This window comes from Bradyrhizobium sp. STM 3566, from assembly GCF_045571445.1.
Taxonomy (GTDB): domain Bacteria; phylum Pseudomonadota; class Alphaproteobacteria; order Rhizobiales; family Xanthobacteraceae; genus Bradyrhizobium; species Bradyrhizobium vignae.
In genome coordinates this window covers 2,986,899-3,003,950 of sequence record NZ_CP120692.1, presented here as the reverse complement: position 1 = coordinate 3,003,950, position 17,052 = coordinate 2,986,899, and the positions used below count along the sequence as shown (strand labels likewise).

General features: G+C 63.5%; 17 protein-coding genes and 1 tRNA gene. 4 read left to right on the top strand and 14 right to left on the bottom strand.

Annotation, left to right across the window (positions count from 1 at the left end):
• Positions 1-46: 46 nt before the first annotated feature.
• From rpoB to P6U27_RS14275, 11 genes are all read right to left on the bottom strand, one after another.
• Positions 47-4,171: a DNA-directed RNA polymerase subunit beta gene (rpoB, locus tag P6U27_RS14325; RefSeq protein WP_122402690.1), complete on the bottom strand. Its 4,125-nt coding sequence runs from the start codon at positions 4,169-4,171 to the stop codon at positions 47-49.
• Positions 4,172-4,688: 517 nt separating this feature from the next.
• Positions 4,689-5,069 (bottom strand): 50S ribosomal protein L7/L12, encoded by a 381-nt coding sequence (gene rplL, locus P6U27_RS14320; protein WP_122402689.1) that lies wholly within the window; start codon positions 5,067-5,069, stop codon positions 4,689-4,691.
• Between the two features lie 54 nt (positions 5,070-5,123).
• Entirely contained in the window at positions 5,124-5,642 is a 519-nt protein-coding gene (rplJ, locus tag P6U27_RS14315; protein ID WP_025037001.1) for a 50S ribosomal protein L10, read from the bottom strand.
• 586 nt (positions 5,643-6,228) lie between these two features.
• On the bottom strand, positions 6,229-7,182 hold the full coding sequence (locus P6U27_RS14310) for a 2-hydroxyacid dehydrogenase (RefSeq protein ID WP_407194257.1): 954 nt from the start codon (positions 7,180-7,182) through the stop codon (positions 6,229-6,231).
• A 90-nt stretch (positions 7,183-7,272) separates the two neighbouring features.
• Positions 7,273-7,965, bottom strand: a complete 693-nt coding sequence (rplA, locus tag P6U27_RS14305; protein WP_025037003.1) for a 50S ribosomal protein L1 — start codon at positions 7,963-7,965, stop codon at positions 7,273-7,275.
• Positions 7,966-7,971: 6 nt separating this feature from the next.
• Positions 7,972-8,400 (bottom strand): 50S ribosomal protein L11, encoded by a 429-nt coding sequence (rplK, locus tag P6U27_RS14300; protein WP_011088164.1) that lies wholly within the window; start codon positions 8,398-8,400, stop codon positions 7,972-7,974.
• A gap of 133 nt (positions 8,401-8,533) precedes the next feature.
• The gene (gene nusG, locus P6U27_RS14295; protein ID WP_028146088.1) at positions 8,534-9,088 is read right to left on the bottom strand and encodes a transcription termination/antitermination protein NusG; all 555 of its coding nucleotides are present in this window, start codon (positions 9,086-9,088) and stop codon (positions 8,534-8,536) included.
• Positions 9,088-9,279 carry a preprotein translocase subunit SecE gene (gene secE / locus P6U27_RS14290; RefSeq protein ID WP_407194256.1) on the bottom strand — a complete coding sequence of 64 codons (192 nt, stop codon included), beginning with the start codon at positions 9,277-9,279 and terminating at the stop codon, positions 9,088-9,090. The genes nusG and secE overlap by 1 nt, the downstream gene beginning before the upstream one ends.
• Before the next feature lie 323 nt (positions 9,280-9,602).
• Entirely contained in the window at positions 9,603-9,974 is a 372-nt protein-coding gene (locus P6U27_RS14285) for a methyltransferase C-terminal domain-containing protein (protein ID WP_407194255.1), read from the bottom strand.
• A 160-nt stretch (positions 9,975-10,134) separates the two neighbouring features.
• Positions 10,135-11,094, bottom strand: a complete 960-nt coding sequence (locus tag P6U27_RS14280) for an IS110 family transposase (RefSeq protein WP_122406484.1) — start codon at positions 11,092-11,094, stop codon at positions 10,135-10,137.
• A 55-nt stretch (positions 11,095-11,149) separates the two neighbouring features.
• Positions 11,150-11,848: a methyltransferase domain-containing protein gene (locus tag P6U27_RS14275; protein WP_407194450.1), complete on the bottom strand. Its 699-nt coding sequence runs from the start codon at positions 11,846-11,848 to the stop codon at positions 11,150-11,152.
• A gap of 142 nt (positions 11,849-11,990) precedes the next feature.
• Between P6U27_RS14275 and P6U27_RS14270 the strand changes: the two genes are divergently transcribed.
• Positions 11,991-12,296, top strand: a complete 306-nt coding sequence (locus P6U27_RS14270; protein WP_407194254.1) for a hypothetical protein — start codon at positions 11,991-11,993, stop codon at positions 12,294-12,296.
• Between the two features lie 89 nt (positions 12,297-12,385).
• A complete protein-coding gene (locus P6U27_RS14265; protein WP_407194253.1) occupies positions 12,386-12,802 on the top strand; it encodes a hypothetical protein in 417 nt (138 codons plus the stop codon).
• Between the two features lie 65 nt (positions 12,803-12,867).
• On the opposite strand, the gene P6U27_RS14260 is transcribed toward P6U27_RS14265, so the two are convergent.
• Positions 12,868-12,943, bottom strand: a tRNA-Trp gene (locus tag P6U27_RS14260).
• Positions 12,944-13,092: 149 nt separating this feature from the next.
• Between P6U27_RS14260 and P6U27_RS14255 the strand changes: the two genes are divergently transcribed.
• A complete protein-coding gene (locus P6U27_RS14255) occupies positions 13,093-14,328 on the top strand; it encodes a serine hydrolase domain-containing protein (protein WP_407194252.1) in 1,236 nt (411 codons plus the stop codon).
• A 174-nt stretch (positions 14,329-14,502) separates the two neighbouring features.
• On the opposite strand, the gene P6U27_RS14250 is transcribed toward P6U27_RS14255, so the two are convergent.
• Together P6U27_RS14250 and P6U27_RS14245 are read right to left on the bottom strand one after the other, a co-directional pair.
• Positions 14,503-15,270 (bottom strand): SDR family NAD(P)-dependent oxidoreductase, encoded by a 768-nt coding sequence (locus P6U27_RS14250; RefSeq protein ID WP_122402678.1) that lies wholly within the window; start codon positions 15,268-15,270, stop codon positions 14,503-14,505.
• Positions 15,271-15,303: 33 nt separating this feature from the next.
• Positions 15,304-16,002 carry a histidine phosphatase family protein gene (locus tag P6U27_RS14245; RefSeq protein ID WP_164937193.1) on the bottom strand — a complete coding sequence of 233 codons (699 nt, stop codon included), beginning with the start codon at positions 16,000-16,002 and terminating at the stop codon, positions 15,304-15,306.
• Between the two features lie 132 nt (positions 16,003-16,134).
• On the opposite strand from P6U27_RS14245, the gene P6U27_RS14240 reads away from it, so the two are divergent.
• Positions 16,135-16,920, top strand: a complete 786-nt coding sequence (locus P6U27_RS14240; protein WP_129145679.1) for an SDR family NAD(P)-dependent oxidoreductase — start codon at positions 16,135-16,137, stop codon at positions 16,918-16,920.
• Positions 16,921-17,052: the final 132 nt, after the last annotated feature.

Genomic DNA, 17,052 nt, shown 5'->3' with positions numbered 1-17,052 from the left:
AGGGGCGCCAATGCCCGGCCGTGAAGGCCGGGCATGACAGGTCGAATTACTCGGCCGCTTCCGACGTCGGCGCCGGTCCCATCTTGGAGTTGTGCAGGTCGACGTTGAGGCCGAGCGAGCGCATTTCCTTGACCAGCACGTTGAACGATTCCGGAATACCGGCCTCGAACGTGTCGTCGCCGCGCACGATCGCCTCGTACACCTTGGTGCGGCCGGCGACGTCGTCCGACTTCACCGTCAGCATCTCCTGGAGCGTGTACGCCGCGCCGTAAGCCTCGAGCGCCCACACCTCCATTTCGCCGAAGCGCTGACCGCCGAACTGCGCCTTGCCGCCCAGCGGCTGCTGGGTGACGAGCGAGTACGGACCGATCGAACGCGCATGGATCTTGTCGTCGACGAGATGGTGCAGCTTGAGCATGTAGATGTAGCCCACCGTCACCTTGCGATCGAACGGATCGCCGGTGCGGCCGTCATAGACGGTCGACTGCCCCGAAGCATCGAGACCGGCAAGCTTCAGCATCTCCTCGATATCGGCTTCCTTGGCACCGTCGAACACCGGCGTCGCGATCGGCACGCCGCGGCTGAGGTTATGGCCGAGTTCGAGCAGCTCGTTGTCGTTGAGCGACTTGATCGTCTCGTCCTCGCCGTAGACTCTCTTCAAGGTTTCCTTCAGCGGCTTGATGTCCTGCTTCGACAAATAGGCATCGACCGTCTGGCCGATACGCTTGCCGAGACCGGCGCAGGCCCAGCCGAGATGGGTCTCGAGGATCTGTCCGACGTTCATGCGCGAGGGCACGCCGAGCGGATTGAGCACGATGTCGGCATGCGTGCCGTCTTCGAGGAACGGCATGTCCTCGATCGGCACGATCTTCGACACCACGCCCTTGTTGCCGTGGCGGCCGGCCATCTTGTCGCCGGGCTGGATCTTGCGCTTCACCGCGACGAAGACCTTGACCATCTTCATCACGCCGGGCGGCAATTCGTCGCCGCGCTGAAGCTTCTCGACCTTGTCGAGGAAGCGCTGTTCCAGCCCCTTCTTCGACTCGTCGTACTGCTTTCGCATGGCCTCGATCTCGGCCATCAGCTTGTCGTTGGGCGAAGCGAACAGCCACCACTGCGACTTCGGGTACTCCTCGAGCACCGCACGGGTGATCTTGGTGTCCTTCTTGAAGCCCTTCGGACCCGCAATGCCCTGCCGCCCCTCGAGCAGCTCGGCAAGACGGTTGTAGACGTTGCGGTCCAGGATCGCCTGCTCGTCGTCGCGGTCCTTGGCGAGGCGCTCGATCTCTTCCCGCTCGATCGCCAGCGCACGCTCGTCCTTGTCGACGCCGTGACGGTTGAACACGCGCACTTCCACGATCGTGCCCTGCACGCCCGGAGGAACGCGCAGCGAGGTGTCGCGGACGTCGGAGGCCTTCTCGCCGAAGATGGCGCGCAGGAGCTTCTCTTCCGGCGTCATCGGGCTTTCGCCCTTCGGCGTGATCTTGCCGACGAGGATGTCACCGGCGCGCACTTCCGCACCGATGTAGACGATACCGGCTTCGTCGAGGTTCTTCAGCGCTTCTTCCGAGACGTTCGGAATGTCGCGGGTGATTTCCTCAGGTCCGAGCTTGGTGTCGCGGGCCATCACCTCGAACTCCTCGATGTGGATCGAGGTGAAGACGTCTTCCTTCACGATCCGCTCGGAGAGCAGGATCGAGTCTTCGAAGTTGTAGCCGTTCCACGGCATGAACGCGACCAGCACGTTCCGGCCGAGCGCGAGCTCGCCGAGATCGGTCGACGGACCGTCGGCGATGATGTCGCCCTTCTTGACGATGTCGCCGACCTTCACCAGCGGACGCTGGTTGATGCAGGTCGACTGGTTTGAGCGCTGGTACTTCATCAGACGGTAGATATCGACGCCCGACTTGGTCGGATCGAGATCTTCCGTGGCGCGGATGACGACGCGGGTGGCGTCGATCTGGTCGATCACGCCCGAGCGGCGCGCCGCGATCGCGGCGCCGGAGTCACGGGCAACGACGCCCTCCATGCCGGTGCCGACGAACGGCGCCTCGGCGCGGACCAGCGGCACCGCCTGGCGCTGCATGTTCGAGCCCATCAGCGCGCGGTTGGCGTCGTCGTTCTCGAGGAACGGGATCAGCGCCGCGGCGACCGAAACGAGCTGCTTCGGCGACACGTCCATGTAGTCGACCTTGTCGGGCGTCATCGGCACGACGTCGCGCGTCCCGCTCGAGCGGCAGACCACGAGGTCTTCGGTGAAGCGGCCCTTGGCGTCGACCGGCACGTTGGCCTGGGCCACGGAATAGCGCCCTTCCTCCATCGCCGACAGGTACACGACCTCGTCGGTGACACGACCATCCTTGACCTTCCGATACGGCGTCTCGACGAAGCCGTACTTGTTCACGCGCGCGAAGGTCGCGAGCGAGTTGATCAGGCCGATGTTCGGACCTTCCGGCGTCTCAATCGGGCAGATGCGGCCGTAATGCGTCGGATGCACGTCGCGCACCTCGAAGCCGGCGCGCTCGCGGGTCAGACCGCCCGGTCCAAGCGCCGAGAGACGGCGCTTGTGGGTGATCTCGCTGAGCGGGTTGGTCTGGTCCATGAACTGCGAGAGCTGCGAGGAGCCGAAGAACTCGCGCACGGCGGCAGCCGCAGGCTTCGCGTTGATCAGGTCCTGCGGCATGACCGTGTCGATGTCGACCGAGGACATGCGCTCCTTGATCGCGCGCTCCATGCGCAGCAGGCCGATGCGGTACTGGTTCTCCATGAGCTCGCCGACCGAACGCACACGGCGGTTGCCGAGATGGTCGATGTCGTCGATCTCGCCCTTGCCGTCGCGCAGATCCACCAGCGTCTTGATGACGGAGAGGATGTCCTCCTTGCGCAGCGTGCGCTGGGTGTCCGGCGCATCGAGGTCGAGGCGCATGTTCATCTTGACGCGGCCGACCGCGGAGAGGTCGTAGCGCTCGGCGTCGAAGAACAGCGACTGGAACATGGCCTGGGCCGATTCCAGCGTCGGCGGCTCGCCCGGACGCATGACGCGGTAGATGTCGAACAGCGCGTCCTCACGCGTCATGTTCTTGTCGGCCGCGAGCGTGTTGCGAATGTAGGGACCGACATTGACGTGGTCGATGTCGAGCAGCGGCAGCTCCTTGTAGCCCTGCTCGTTGAGAGCCTTCATCAGCTTGTCGGTGATCTCCTCGCCGGCTTCGGCGTGGATCTCGCCGGTCTTCGGATTGACGAGGTCCTCGGCGACGTAGTTGCCGACCAGCTCCTCGTCCGCCATGCGCAGCGCCTTCAGCCCCTTCTCCTGGAGCTGGCGGGCGGCGCGGACGGTGAGCTTCTTGCCGGCCTCGAGCACGACCTTGCCGGTGTCGGCATCGATCAGGTCGTTGACGGTCGAGTAGCCGCGGAAACGGTTGGCGTCGAACGGAACGCGCCAGCCTTCCTTGGTCCGCTTGTAGAGGATCTTCTTGTAGAACGTGGACAGGATCGCTTCGCCGTCGAGGCCGAGCGCGAACATCAGCGACGTCACCGGAATCTTGCGGCGACGGTCGATACGCGCATAGACGATGTCCTTGGCGTCGAACTCGATGTCGAGCCAGGAGCCGCGATACGGGATGACGCGCGCTGCGAACAGCAGCTTGCCCGAGGAATGGGTCTTGCCCTTGTCGTGATCGAAGAACACGCCGGGCGACCGGTGCATCTGCGAGACGATGACGCGCTCGGTGCCATTGACGATGAAGGTGCCGTTCATCGTCATGAGCGGGATGTCGCCCATGTAGACGTCCTGCTCCTTGATGTCCTTCACCGACTTGGCGCCGGTTTCCTCGTCGATATCGAACACGATGAGGCGCAGCGTCACCTTGAGGGGTGCGGCGAAGGTCATGCCGCGCTGGCGGCACTCGTCGACGTCGTATTTCGGCTGCTCGAACTCGTAGCGGACGAATTCCAGCATCGAGGTGCCCGAGAAGTCGGAGATCGGAAACACCGAGCGGAACACCGCCTGCAGACCCTCGTCGAGACGGCCGCCCGGGGGTTCGTCGACCATCAGGAACTGGTCATAGGACGCCTTCTGAACCTCGATGAGGTTCGGCATCTCGGCGACTTCCTTGATGTGTCCGAAGAACTTGCGAACGCGTTTGCGACCGGTGAATGTCTGCTGCGCCATCGTGGCCTCTCATTTTCGTCGCCCGCTCTGGGCGCGCCGTCCGGAACGCGGCTGCCACCGCTTTCCGGGTTGAATTTTCGAACCCGTCTTGGGGGCCAGAGACGCAGCTTCAGGTGCGAATGTCCTGAATCCGTTCTTCAGACCTTCAAAACGCAAAACGACGCGCGAGGCGCAGATGCGCGCCCGCCCGTCACAACGATCGTCTTCACGGACTGCAAAAGCCCGAAATAGCCTGCTCTCCCAACGGCTTACAGGGAAATCCGGCATCCCTGCCCACCGCGCTTTCGTGCTGCCGACCCGATATGGGGCGACAATAGTGCAGATTCGAGGGTCAAACCCTCAAATCCCCACACTTTTTCGTGTTCGGCCTGCGTAGGGTCGTTCCGTCGCATGCCTTTTGCATTCGGCCCCTGTCTTTCAGGTCGTCATGGCCGGGCTTGACCCGGCCATCCACGATCTTCGGACAAGATCCCGGGCCTCGCTTCGCGAGCCCGGGATTTCGCTGAAGTAACTTGCGTTACTTCAGCTCGACCTTCGCGCCAGCCTTCTCGAGCTGGGCCTTGATCTTGTCGGCTTCTTCCTTGTTCACGCCTTCCTTCAGCGGCTTCGGAGCACCCTCGACGAGGTCCTTTGCTTCCTTCAGGCCGAGACCGGTGATGGCGCGGACTTCCTTGATGACCTCGATCTTCTTGTCGCCGGCGCTGGCGAGAACGACCGTGAACTCGGTCTTCTCTTCCGCCGGAGCGGCAGCGCCGCCGCCAGCACCCGCCGGGCCGGCAACGGCGACAGCCGCGGCAGCCGAAACGCCCCACTTCTCTTCGAGGAGCTTCGCGAGTTCAGCAGCTTCGAGCACGGTGAGGCTCGAGAGGTCGTCAACGATCTTCTGCAAGTCAGCCATTGTTCAGTTTCCTTGAGTGTAAGTCTGGTTCGGGTTTGAGTTTTGCGAAGGGCGTCAGGCCGCTTCGCCCTTTGAGGCATGAGCCTGGATGACGCGCGCGAGCTTGCCCGCGGGCGCGTTGGCGAGCTGGGCCAGCTTGGTCGCCGGGGCCACGATGAGGCCGACGATCTTGCCGCGCAGTTCGTCAAGCGACGGCAGCGAGGCAAGCGCCTTCACGCCGTCGACATTCAGGACGGTCTTACCCATCGATCCGCCGACGATGACGAACTTTTCGTTCGCCTTGGCGAATTCGATGGCGACCTTCGGCGCCGCTACCGGATCGTTCGAAGTGGCGATCACGGTCGGTCCCTTCAGCATGGGACCGATGGCAACGACGTCAGTGCCTTCAAGAGCAATTTTGGCGAGACGGTTCTTCGAGACCTTCACCGCAGCGCCCGCCTGCTTCATCTGCTGGCGCAGCTTCTGCATCTGGGCGACGGTGAGGCCGGAATATTGAGCAACGACCGCGACGCTCGTGGTCTTGAAGACCTCATTGAGCTGTTCGACCGCTTCTTTTTTTGCCGCTCGTTCCACAGCAAGCTCTCTCCGGTTGGCGGTCATCGCGAGAAGCGGGACCGCCGGGTTGCACCCATCGTCCCGCCCAAACCTGAACCTCCGGGTCAAAAACCCATCAGACACGCCGGGCAAGACGACAATTCAAAGCCTGCCCTCCGGGAGCCCGTTAGAGGCCCACGGCGTGTCGAGGTCCGAACCAGACCCTTTTCGCGAAGCCAGCCCTTAAAGCTGGGTGCGAAGTGAAATCCGGTCTTCACCCGTCTATGCAGGCCATGCGATTAAGCCGTTGAGAAATCGAAATTTCCCGCGGGCGCCTGCAGTCTTGGACAGGACAAGGTCAGCCGGCGAACCGTCCGACCTCTGCCCGCACCCCAGCCAACCGACGGGTTTTCCTTCCTTTTCCGGCAAATCCTTGCGGACGTCCTGAAAAGGAATGATCTCCTGCCGTGTCGGGTTTCCGGAATGCGTGCACGGACGCGCCAGCCGAGGCCGGCACGTCCGGAGGCGGTTCTTTAACCGCTCCGGGCCTGCTTGCCAAGAGCAAAATTCACACCAGTTCCAAGCTATTGCCGACAGGGCTTGGGATGGCCCAACAGGGACCGATTCAGGCCGATTTGACGGCGTAAGGCAGCGGCTTGCCCTCGAAAAACGCCGCCAGGTTCGCCAGCACACAATTCTGCATGGCAACGTGCGAGTCCAGGGTGTGGCCGCCGATATGGGGGGCGAACACGACGTTCGGGAGCGCGGTCAGCGCGTCGGGCGCGTGCGGTTCCTTCTCGAAGACGTCGAGGCCGGCCCCCGCGATGGTCTTGTCGGTGAGCGCCGCGACCAGGGCCTTCTCGTCGACGACGGAGCCGCGGGAGATGTTGACGACGTAGCCGTCCGCGCCGATTCGCCTGAGGATATCGGCGTTGACGACATGTTGGGTCTCGGCCCCTGCCCGCACCGCGATCATCAGCACGCTGCACCAGTCGGCCAGCGCCTCCAGCGACGGGAAATATTGATAGGGCAGATCGTATTTGGTGCGACTGTAGTAGCCGGCCTCGCTCTCGAAAGCGACGCAGCGCGCGGCGATCTTGCGTCCGATCTCGCCCATGCCATAGACGCCGATGCGGCGGCCGGGCATGCCGGCCTGGGGACGCATCATCGGCGATTGTTTCGAGGCCGCCCAGTCGCCGCTGCGGACATACTGGTCGGCCACCAAAATCCGCCGCGTCGTCGCCAGCATCAGGGTCATCGCAATGTCAGCGACGGAAGCCGCATTTGCGCCCGGACTGTGGCCAACCGCGATATTGCGGGCGGCGGCGGCCTTCAGGTCGACGCCGTCATAGCCGGTGCCGTAGCAGACGATGACGCCGAGCTTTGGAAACAGGTCCATCGCCTCTGCCCCCAGCGGCGAGCCGCCCGCGGTCAGCAGCGCACGGATGCCGCCGAGCACGTCGGCCGGAAACACCTCCCGCGCCGGCTTGCCGCCGGTGTCGAGCAGTTCGAACCGCTCGGCGAAACGCACCATCATCGACTTGGGAAAGCGCGAGTAGATCAGGACCTTGTCAGCCATTGTTCTTGTTTCCAGTCAACGCCACCACAAACGACGAGGGGCGGAATCGGTCGCCCAATTCCGCCCCCCGCCTCATGCAATTTTCAAACTTCAGCCGAGAATGGTCCCCGGCTCGACCTTCACGCCGGGGCCCATCGTCGAGGACACCGCAACGCGCTGGATGTAGGTGCCCTTGGAACCGGCCGGCTTCGCCTTGGAGACGGCGTCCGCGAGAGCCTTGATGTTCTCGACCAGCTTCTCCTCGGAGAACGAGGCCTTGCCGACACCGGCCTGCAGAATGCCGGCCTTCTCGACCCGGAACTCGACCGAGCCGCCCTTGGCACCCTTCACCGCACCTGTGACGTCCATGGTCACGGTGCCGATCTTCGGGTTCGGCATCAGGCCGCGCGGGCCGAGCACCTTACCGAGGCGGCCGACCAGCGGCATCATGTCGGGGGTGGCGATGCAGCGGTCGAAATCGATCGTGCCGTTCTGCACCTTCTCGACCAGGTCCTCGGCGCCGACGACGTCGGCACCCGCGGCCTTGGCCTCATCGGCCTTGGCGCCGCGGGCGAACACGCCGACGCGGAGCGTACGGCCGGTGCCGTTCGGCAGGGTCACGACGCCGCGGACCATCTGGTCGGCGTGACGCGGATCGACGCCGAGATTGATGGCGACCTCGATGGTCTCGTCGAACTTCGCTTTCGCGCGCTCCTTGACCATCTTGATGGCGTCCGCGAGCGGGTAAAGCTTTTCGCGGTCAATGCCTTCGCGGGCTTTGTTCAAACGCTTTCCGATTGCCATGGCCGCTTACCCCGCAACTTCCAGACCCATCGAACGGGCGGAGCCCTCGACCATCTTCATGGCCGATTCGATGGTGTCGCAATTCAAGTCCTTCATCTTCTTCTCGGCGATCTCGCGCACCTGCGCCTTGGTCACCTTGCCGGCCTTGTCACGGCCCGGCGCCTTCGAGCCGGACTGGATCTTGGCCGCCTGCTTGAGGAAGTAGGACATCGGCGGCGTCTTCATCTCGAAGGTGAAGGAACGGTCCGCATAGATGGTGATGATCACCGGGATCGGGGTGTTCTTCTCTTCCTTCTGGGTCTGGGCGTTGAACGCCTTGCAGAACTCCATGATGTTGAGACCGCGCTGACCGAGCGCGGGACCGATCGGGGGCGAAGGATTCGCCGCACCGGCCGGGACCTGAAGCTTCAGGTATCCGGTCACTTTCTTTGCCATGTATCACTCCTGTTGTGCCGGCGATTGCCGGCGGTTTCAGGTTCGTGGTCTGGGTCGGATGCGGCTGGCAACCGCCCTCTCCCTCCCACGGCCTCTCTTTGCGCGAAGCCTTTCGGCCTCACGCGTTACCCGGTCAGACCTTCTCGACCTGACCGAATTCCAGCTCGACCGGCGTCGCGCGGCCGAAGATCGACACCGCGACCTTCACGCGCGAGCGCGCCTCATCGATTTCCTCGACCACACCCGAGAACGAGGCGAACGGGCCGTCGGCCACGCGCACGTTCTCGCCGATCTCGAACGACACCGACGCCTTCGGCCGTTCCACGCCTTCCTGCACCTGGTGCAGGATGCGCATGGCCTCGGCTTCCGAGATCGGCATCGGCTTGTTTTCCGCGCCGAGGAAGCCGGTGACCTTCGGCGTGTTCTTGATCAGATGGAACGCCTCATCGGTCAGCTTCATCTTCACCAGCACGTAACCCGGGAAGAACTTGCGCTCGGCGTCGATCTTGCGGCCACGGCGCACTTCCGTGACCTTCTCGGTCGGAACCAGCACCAGCTCGAATAAATCCTCGAGCCCACGCTGCTTGGCCTGCTCGCGGATCGATTCGGCGACCTTCTTCTCGAAGTTCGAATAGGCGTGGACGATGTACCAGCGCTTGTCGGACACTTGAGCGGTTGCTGTTGCCATCAGTGAATGCCCAGGACGAAGGTGATGAGGTAGCGGATCATCTGGTCGGCGGCGAAGAAGAAGATCGAGGCCAGCGCGACCATGACGAACACCATGATGGTGGTGATAGTGGTCTCGCGGCGGGTCGGCCAGGTGACCTTGGCAGTCTCCGAGCGCACTTCCTGCAAGAACTTGAACGGGCTGACTGCCATCGTCTAGGGTCCAGCGTCCGTCGACAGACGCGAATGAATTTCAGGGATCCGAACAGCCGCCGTTGGCCCAGCCCTCTGTCTCGAAGGATGAGCCGGAAACCGGGCTCGATTGTTCGGGGATTTCAAAGCCGCGCCGGAGATCCGCGTCTAACGGGCCGGCTGCGAGTGCGGGGTATCTACTGCGGATGGGGCCAAAGGTCAAGATATAGAGAGTTCGTGCGGGCAAGCCGCCTTCCCCCGGACGGCCGTGCAGAGACCATGTGGATCAAGGGGTTATCCACCGCCCGCAAGGCGCCGGGGAGACCATCGGCAGCCCGGCACAGTCAGTCGGCCCGTTCCACCCTGGAAATGCCAGGCAGCGGCACCACGAACTTTCCACCTTCGGCGAAATAGCGAGCGTGCTTTGCCCGGATCGGGTCGACATAGCGCCAGGCGAAGACCACGACGAAGGCGGGCTTGCGCTCGTAAAGGGCGGCCGGAGGCAGAATCGGAATGTCGTAACCCGGGCCGGCCATCACGTTCCCCTTTTTTGGGTCGTCGTCCACCAGGAAGTCGATCTTGTTCTCCAGGCCGAACTGCGGAAGCAGGGTCGTGGTGCCGACCGAGACGCCGTAGCCGGCGACCAGCTGACCACGCGCATGGGCGGCATCCGCCATCGCGACCAGCTCGTCGCGGATGGCAGCGATCCTCTTCACATAGCAACTGTGGCGAAGTAGCCCGGCGATCGGCCGGCCTCAAGGCTGGCGCTGGCGCGCCCCCGCCTGCGGCGGCTGACGGCCTTGACCCCGTCCGCTCACCGGTCTGTTGGCTTTGCATGCGCTCGGCCGAGGTCCGAGCGCGAGATAGGCGCGCTCGTCAGGCCACCCTGTATTTCTTCGGATCCCACGTCTCGCCGCGCGCGATCATGGTGTTGAGGATGATGATCAGCTTGCGCATGCAGGCGACGATCGCGACCTTTGGCGGCTTGCCCTTGGCAATCAGCCGTTCGTAGAAGGCCTTGAACACCGGATTGTTCAGCGTTGCGGCACCGACACAGGGCATGTAGAGGGCATTTCGCACCCAGCGGCGGCCACCCTTGATGCAGCGTTCACCTCGACGTTTGCCGCTATCATCGTCATAAGGAGCAACGCCCATCAACGCGGCGGCAACTTCGTCGCTCACCTGCCCCAGCTCCGGTAGTCCTCCAAGCAGCGCCATTGCGGTCCCCTCAGCAAAGCCTGGTACGCTCTGGATGATCTCGGCGCGTTTGGCAAAGTCCGGCGTTGTCTTGATCGTCGCCGCGATCGCGGTCTCGAGCGCGGCGATTTCGTCAGCCAGCTTCTTAAGAAGACGCGCGCGAGCCTTCTGAACAAGGGCCGGCGCCTCATGCTCCTTCTGCATTTCCAGGCGAGCCCTGACGTCAAGCAGGCCTTGGCGTCCCTTCACCAGTGCCTTCATCTCCTCGTGAGCGGGATTGTCGACTTGGCTGGGAGCCTCGCCGAATGTCTCGGCGAACCAGGAGATCATCTCCGCGTCGATCTTGTCATTTTTCGCAAGGCGTCCCGCCGATTCCGCAAAGTGGCGAACCCGTTTGGGATCGACGATCCGTACTTCCAGCCCTGCTTGGCGCAACGCCTTGGCCCATACCCGCTCGTAGCCGCCGCTTGCCTCCATCACTGCCTTGCCGACCTGATGCTTGCGAAGCCATGCAATCAAGCTCCGTCGCCCCGCCGCGGTTGTTGGGCAAGTCTTCCGCTCCGTTACGGTCCGAATGCACGCATCAATCTTGTCTTTAGCGACATCGATGCCGACGACAACCAGATCGTCTTGTGTCATCATCCACTCCCTTCCTTGCCTGGTACGGGCTCGCAGCCCTTGCAACTGTTCGGGTTCAGGAAGACACCGGAGCTGTCCCTTGCTCTTTAGCAGGCTCTGTCGCCTTTGGGCGCAACGGGCTCAGTTCCGGCAACGGGCGGTTCTGATCCAACCGCCCGTTGCCACATTCTGGCAGATTTCGGGGACACAAGGGCGCATAATAGGCCGGCTGATCGACACCGAGCCGGTCCTCCTCCGCGATGAAGCGCGCGACCTCCGCGGACGGCTTCTTCGCACCGCCGGCGCGCTGGACCGTCACGCGGATCGAGCCGCCCTTGGTCCAGATGTGCTGGACGTCGATCACTTCCATGCCAAGCCGGGCGAAAAAGCGCGTCAGCGGCTTGATGTTAAAATACGACAGATGCTCGTGATAGACGGTGTCGAGCAGGTTCTTCTCGGTGACATCGACGCCGTATTGCGTTTCGAACACGAACAATCCGTCCGGCGCAAGCACGTCGCGAACCCCGATCACCAGCGGATCGAGATTGTCGACATTGGCGATCATGTTGTTGGCGATCACGACGCTCGCCGCACCATGGCTCTGCAGGATGCGGTGCCCGATCGCATCGGTGAAGAAATCGCCGATAGTCTCGATTCCCGCTTCCGTCGCGCGCCGCGCGATGTCGACTGCAGGATCGACACCCAGCACGCGCATGCCGCGCTCCTTGAAGAAGCCGAGCAGCGATCCGTCGTTGCTGCCGAGCTCGACGACCAGCGAACCCGCGCGATGCCGAAGCGGCTGACGACGTCGTTGGCATAGCCTGCGAAATGCTCCGGCAGGCCGAACGAGAGCTCGTCATCTGAAGGCCATTGAAATTGACGAGCTATATGGGAAGCTCGAGCAAAAGCTGGCACCGATGACCGTCAACCACGTGCACCGGTGTTTCAACTCCTGCCTGTCGACCGCAGAGCGGAAAGGGATGCTTACCAGCAACCCGATGACCCGGATCGAACAACTTCCCTCGGCCGGCGAGAGCGATCACGGCTTGGCGCTTGATGAGCCGGACCTCAAGACCCTGGTGGACGGGTTCAAGCCCTCCCCGACCATGTACGCTCCGGTCGCGGTCGATGCCGCGACTGGCGTTCGCCGCAACGAGCTTCTGGCCTCCGCTGGATCGACTTCAATCCAGAGCAAAAGACCCTCAGGGTCGAGCGAGCTCTAGAGATCACCAAGAAGTTCGGGATCCCTTTAAAGGTACCTAAGACGTGGCGCGGAAAGCGCACGATCGCTCGGGACGAGGGGACCGTCACTTTGCTGCTGGCCGAGCGGGCGAAGCTCCAGCGCCTTCTGGCGGGCATTCCCGACGACGTCGAAGTCGACCTAAGCCTCGTCCGGCTGCCGGAGAACGCCTTGATCTTTCCGGGCGCCCCAGCGGCCGGCGAGGACTTCGATTTTGCCAAGCCGAGAGACCCAAGCGCGTTCTCAAAGACCTTCCGCCGCGGCGCTGACGCCCTGGGGTTTGTCGGCTTCGAGTTCCACCATCTGCGAGGCACCCACGCCACCCTCCTGCTCGACAAGGGCGTGCCGGTGCACACTGTTGCTGAACGGATCGGGGACGACCCCGCGGTGCGGCTGAGGAACTACGCAAAGCGCAAACGCAAGCAGACGGCCGATACTTCGGTCGTAGATGTCATCAATGCTATCTCTGCGGGAATTCTTGGGTCCTAAGCTGCTTTGGGTCCCGTTCAGCCTCTGTTCGAGATATTAAACGCCGCTTAAGCCCTTGATTTATCTGGCAGGAGTGGCAGGGCTCGAACCTGCGACCCCCGGTTTTGGAGACCGGTGCTCTACCAATTGAGCTACACTCCTATAGACCCAGCGTCGCCGCGGATCAGGGGCGCTTTCAAGCACAGAGAGCGGCCGGTTTGCAAGGGTGAACCGCGCCGGCTTCGCTTGTTTGTGCCGGGCTTTCTGGGCCACAGTCCATTGGCCATAACGAAAAACAATCGGGAGTGCCCATGACCGTTACAGCGACCGCCACAGCCGCCCAACAGGCACCGATCGCGCTCCACACCCCGCCTTTGCCGGAGGCCCGCCCCGAGACGCTCGCGCTGTCGCGCCCCCGTCTCCAGGCCATGTCTGATGCCTTCAGCCGCGAGATCGACAAGGGAACCGTTCCCGGGGTCACCGTGCTGGTGGCGAGGGGCGGCCAAATCGGCTGGTTCGAGGCGCTCGGCAAGCAGGGCCCGGCGGGCGCGGCGCCGATGGCGCGCGATTCGATCTTCCGCATCTTCTCGATGACCAAGCCGATCGTCTCGGTCGGCATCATGGCGCTGGTCGAGGACGGCCAGCTCCTGCTCAGCGACGCGGTCGCAAAATTCATCCCGGAGTTCGCGAGCCAGCAGGTCGGCGTCGTCAAGGACGGCAAGTTGGAGCTGGTGCCGCCGACGCGGCCCATGACCGTGCAGGACCTGCTCCGCCACACCTCCGGCCTCACCTACGAGCACCAGGGCGACGGCCCCGTGCACAAGCTCTACCAGGACTCCCGCGTCCGCAGCCGCAAGATCACCAATGCCGAGCATGCCGCACTGGTGGCGAGCTTTCCGCTGGTCTGCCAGCCCGGCGCGGAGTTCAACTACAGTCGGTCCACCGACATCCTTGGCCGCATCATCGAGGTCGTCAGCGGCAAAACGCTCGGCGCGTTCCTCACCGAGCGCGTGCTCGCGCCGCTCCAGATGGCCGAGACCGGCTTCTCGACCCCCGCGGCCAATGCCGGGCGTCTTGCCGAGCCATTCGCGACCGACCCCTGGACCGGCGACAAGGTCGCGCTGTTCAACATGCTCGAGCAGCCGGTGATGGAGTCCGGCGGCGGCGGCCTGGTCTCGACCACGATGGACTATGCCCGCTTCTGCCTGATGCTGCGCAATGGCGGCACGCTCGACGGCAACAGGATCATCGGCCGCAAGACGCTGGCGCTGATGGCGTCCGATCATCTCGGGCCGCATGTTGTGACGAATGGCACGCTGCTGTCGCCCGGCCACGGCTTCGGTCTCGGCTTTGCCGTGCGCCGAGAGGCCGGCATCGCCCCCTTCCCTGGCAGCGTCGGCCAGTATTTCTGGAGCGGCATTGCCGGCACGTTCTTCTGGATCGATCCGAAGGAGGATCTGTTCGCGGTCTTCATGAGCCAGGGCCCGGGCCAGCGCGACTACACGCGAACCCTGGTGCGGGATCTGGTTTACGCGGCGGTGGAGTGAGGTCCGCGCTTAGGCGCGACCCTTATACCCACATTTACGGGGCATCCAGTACGACCTGCGGCAGCAGTTCGTTCACGCAACTTCCGCCGCGGAGTACTGGATCGCCCGCCTTCGCGGGCGATGACACTGGTTGTGGGTAGGCTGCGTGCCGCTTCCCTTCTGCGCTCTATCGCCTCAACTGATCGTCGCGCCGCCGTCGATCACCATGGTCTGGCCGGTCATGAAGTCGCCGGCCTTCGAGCCCAGGAACACCGCCGCGCCCGCGATCTCGTCGGGGATGCCGATACGCAGCAGCGGCGAGCGTGAGGTCGAAGCCTTCAGGTTCTCCGGATTGTCCCACAGCGCTTTCGCGAAATCGGTCTTGATGAGGCCGGGCGCGATACAGTTCACGCGGATATTGTGCTTGCCGTATTCGCAGGCGAGATTGCGCGCGAGCTGCATGTCGGCGGCTTTCGAGATCGCGTAAGCACCGAGGATGGTCGAGCCCTTGAGGCCGCCGATCGAGGAGACGATGATGATCGAGCCGTCCTTGCGCTCGATCATCTGCGGCACCACCATCGAGATCAGCCAATTGTTGGCAACGATGTTGTTGTCGAGGATCTTCCTGAACTGATCGTCGGAGATGCCGGCGAGCGGACCGTAATACGGATTCGACGCCGCATTGCAGACCAGCACGTCGATCTTGCCGAAGGCGCGGTTGCTCTCGTCGACGAGGTTTTGCAAATTCTCTTTCGACGAGATGTTCGCGGCGATCGCAACGGCGGTGGCCTTGCCGAATCTGTCGTTGATGCTCTTCGCCACCTGCTCGCACACGTCGGCCTTGCGCGAGGAGATCACCACCTTGGCGCCGTGCTCGGCCATGCGCTCGGCGATCGCGAGCCCGATGCCGCGCGTCGATCCCGTGATGACGGCGACTTTCCCCTTCATGTCGAACAAGGTCATGTTTCTCTCCCAGATTGACTTTCGTATTCAGTGTCAGGCGAGCTTCTTGACCTCCGGTCCTGCCGGCTGATGCATCGCCGCGTGCGCGTCATCTGCGATCCAGGGCTGCTGGTTGACCATCGGCAGCCGCCAGACCGTGCGTTCGGGACTGGCAAAATAGTCCAGCCGCGTCACCGAGCAATTGTCGATGTCGAACGAGAGCCCCCGCTCCGGCTGGCCGTCGAGCGCAAGCCCGAGTGCCGCCTTGATGGTGCCGCCATGCGCGACCGCGATGATGTCCTGCCCTGCCGCCTCGTTGTTGATCCGGTCGATGGTGCGGCGCGTGCGGTTGTAGAGATCCATGAAGCTTTCGCCGCCTGGCGCGGGCTCGTTGATATCGGCGAACCAACTGGCGCCGACGGGACGGCTCGCGATGAATTCAGCGCGGTTCATGCCCTGCCAGCGGCCGAGATTCTGCTCGGCAAGATCCGCTTCCCACTTCATCGACGCAGGCCTTGGAAAGCCGGCGGCCCAGATCGCCTCGGCGGTCTGATGCGTGCGCATCAGATTGCTCGAATACCAGACCGCCTTGCGTGGCAGCACCTTGGCAACAGCGTTGAACACATAGGTGTCGCTGGTATCGCAGGCGATGTCGGACTGGCCGTAGATGTTGCCGCCGTCATTGCGCACTGGCGCGTGCCGGACCCACCACCATCGTGTTATGACCACATTCGGCCTGTCTGCACCAGCCATCGAAACCCTTCCATCCCGTGTGATGTCGCTGTACGTCAGTAACGAACGTGTCTCAAGACACTTTACCGTTTGAAATCTTGTTTGAAATTCCGTCGCGCGGCAAGGGCCGCGTGCGAGCAAAGGGAGAAACGCATGGGCCGCCTGCAAGGCAAATCCGTCATCATCACCGGCGCCGGCAGCGGCATCGGCCGTGCGGCTTCGCTGCTGTTCACCAGGGAAGGCGCAAAGCTGATCGCGGTCGATCGTACCGAGGCGGTGAAGGAGACCGTCGAGGAGGTGAAGAAGGCCGGCGGCATTGCGGAAGCCATGGTGGCGGATGCCGGCTCCGAGGCCGACGTCATCGCCGTGATCGACAAAGCGGTGAAGACGCATGGCCGGCTCGACGTGATCTGGGCCAATGCCGGCATCTCCGGCGGCCTCGTTCCGCTCGCCGAGCAGACAGTGGAGCACTGGCAGGAGATTTTGCGCGTCAATCTGATCGGGCCGTTCCTCGCGGTGAAATACGCGATGCCGCATATGGTCAAGCAGCAGTCCGGCGCGATCGTGCTGACCGCGTCCGTCGCGGGCCTCAAGGCCGGCGCCAGCGGGCATCCCTACGCGGCGAGCAAGGCCGGCGTGATCAGCCTGGTGCAGACCACGGCCTATTCGCTCACCGGCACCGGCGTGCGCATCAACGCGGTGTGCCCGGGCCTGATCGAAACAGGCATGACCAAGCCGATCTTCGACCGCGCCAAGGAGCGCGGCACCCATGACAAGATCGGCCAGCTCAACCCGCTGAAGCGTGCGGGACAGCCGCACGAGCTCGCCGCGATGGGGTTGTTTTTGGCGAGCGACGAAGCGTCCTATGTGAACGGCCAGGCGTTCCCCGTCGACGGAGGCTTGACGGCATCCATGCCGTATACGGGGAAGCCGGTTTAGTTCGTACACTTTGTGTCCCGGACGCGCTGCAGCGCGCAAGCGTTGCGGCGCAGAGCCGGGACCCAGCAGGCTACGGAGCTCGCTGCAGCATGGGCCCCGGCTCTGCAGCGCAGCGCTAGAGGAGCGCTGCGC

Bases quoted from the DNA above. Each gene is read 5' to 3' on its own strand.
- rpoB (WP_122402690.1), bottom strand. From the start codon at position 4,171: ATGGCGCAGCAGACATTCACCGGTCGCAAACGCGTTCGCAAGTTCTTC.
- rplL (WP_122402689.1), bottom strand. From the start codon at position 5,069: ATGGCTGACTTGCAGAAGATCGTTGACGACCTCTCGAGCCTCACCGTG.
- P6U27_RS14310 (WP_407194257.1), bottom strand. From the start codon at position 7,182: ATGGCTGACAAGGTCCTGATCTACTCGCGCTTTCCCAAGTCGATGATG.
- rplA (WP_025037003.1), bottom strand. From the start codon at position 7,965: ATGGCAATCGGAAAGCGTTTGAACAAAGCCCGCGAAGGCATTGACCGC.
- rplK (WP_011088164.1), bottom strand. From the start codon at position 8,400: ATGGCAAAGAAAGTGACCGGATACCTGAAGCTTCAGGTCCCGGCCGGT.
- nusG (WP_028146088.1), bottom strand. From the start codon at position 9,088: ATGGCAACAGCAACCGCTCAAGTGTCCGACAAGCGCTGGTACATCGTC.
- secE (WP_407194256.1), bottom strand. From the start codon at position 9,279: ATGGCAGTCAGCCCGTTCAAGTTCTTGCAGGAAGTGCGCTCGGAGACT.
- P6U27_RS14280 (WP_122406484.1), bottom strand. From the start codon at position 11,094: ATGACACAAGACGATCTGGTTGTCGTCGGCATCGATGTCGCTAAAGAC.
- P6U27_RS14270 (WP_407194254.1), top strand. From the start codon at position 11,991: ATGACCGTCAACCACGTGCACCGGTGTTTCAACTCCTGCCTGTCGACC.
- P6U27_RS14255 (WP_407194252.1), top strand. From the start codon at position 13,093: ATGACCGTTACAGCGACCGCCACAGCCGCCCAACAGGCACCGATCGCG.
- P6U27_RS14250 (WP_122402678.1), bottom strand. From the start codon at position 15,270: ATGACCTTGTTCGACATGAAGGGGAAAGTCGCCGTCATCACGGGATCG.
- P6U27_RS14245 (WP_164937193.1), bottom strand. From the start codon at position 16,002: ATGGCTGGTGCAGACAGGCCGAATGTGGTCATAACACGATGGTGGTGG.
- P6U27_RS14240 (WP_129145679.1), top strand. From the start codon at position 16,135: ATGGGCCGCCTGCAAGGCAAATCCGTCATCATCACCGGCGCCGGCAGC.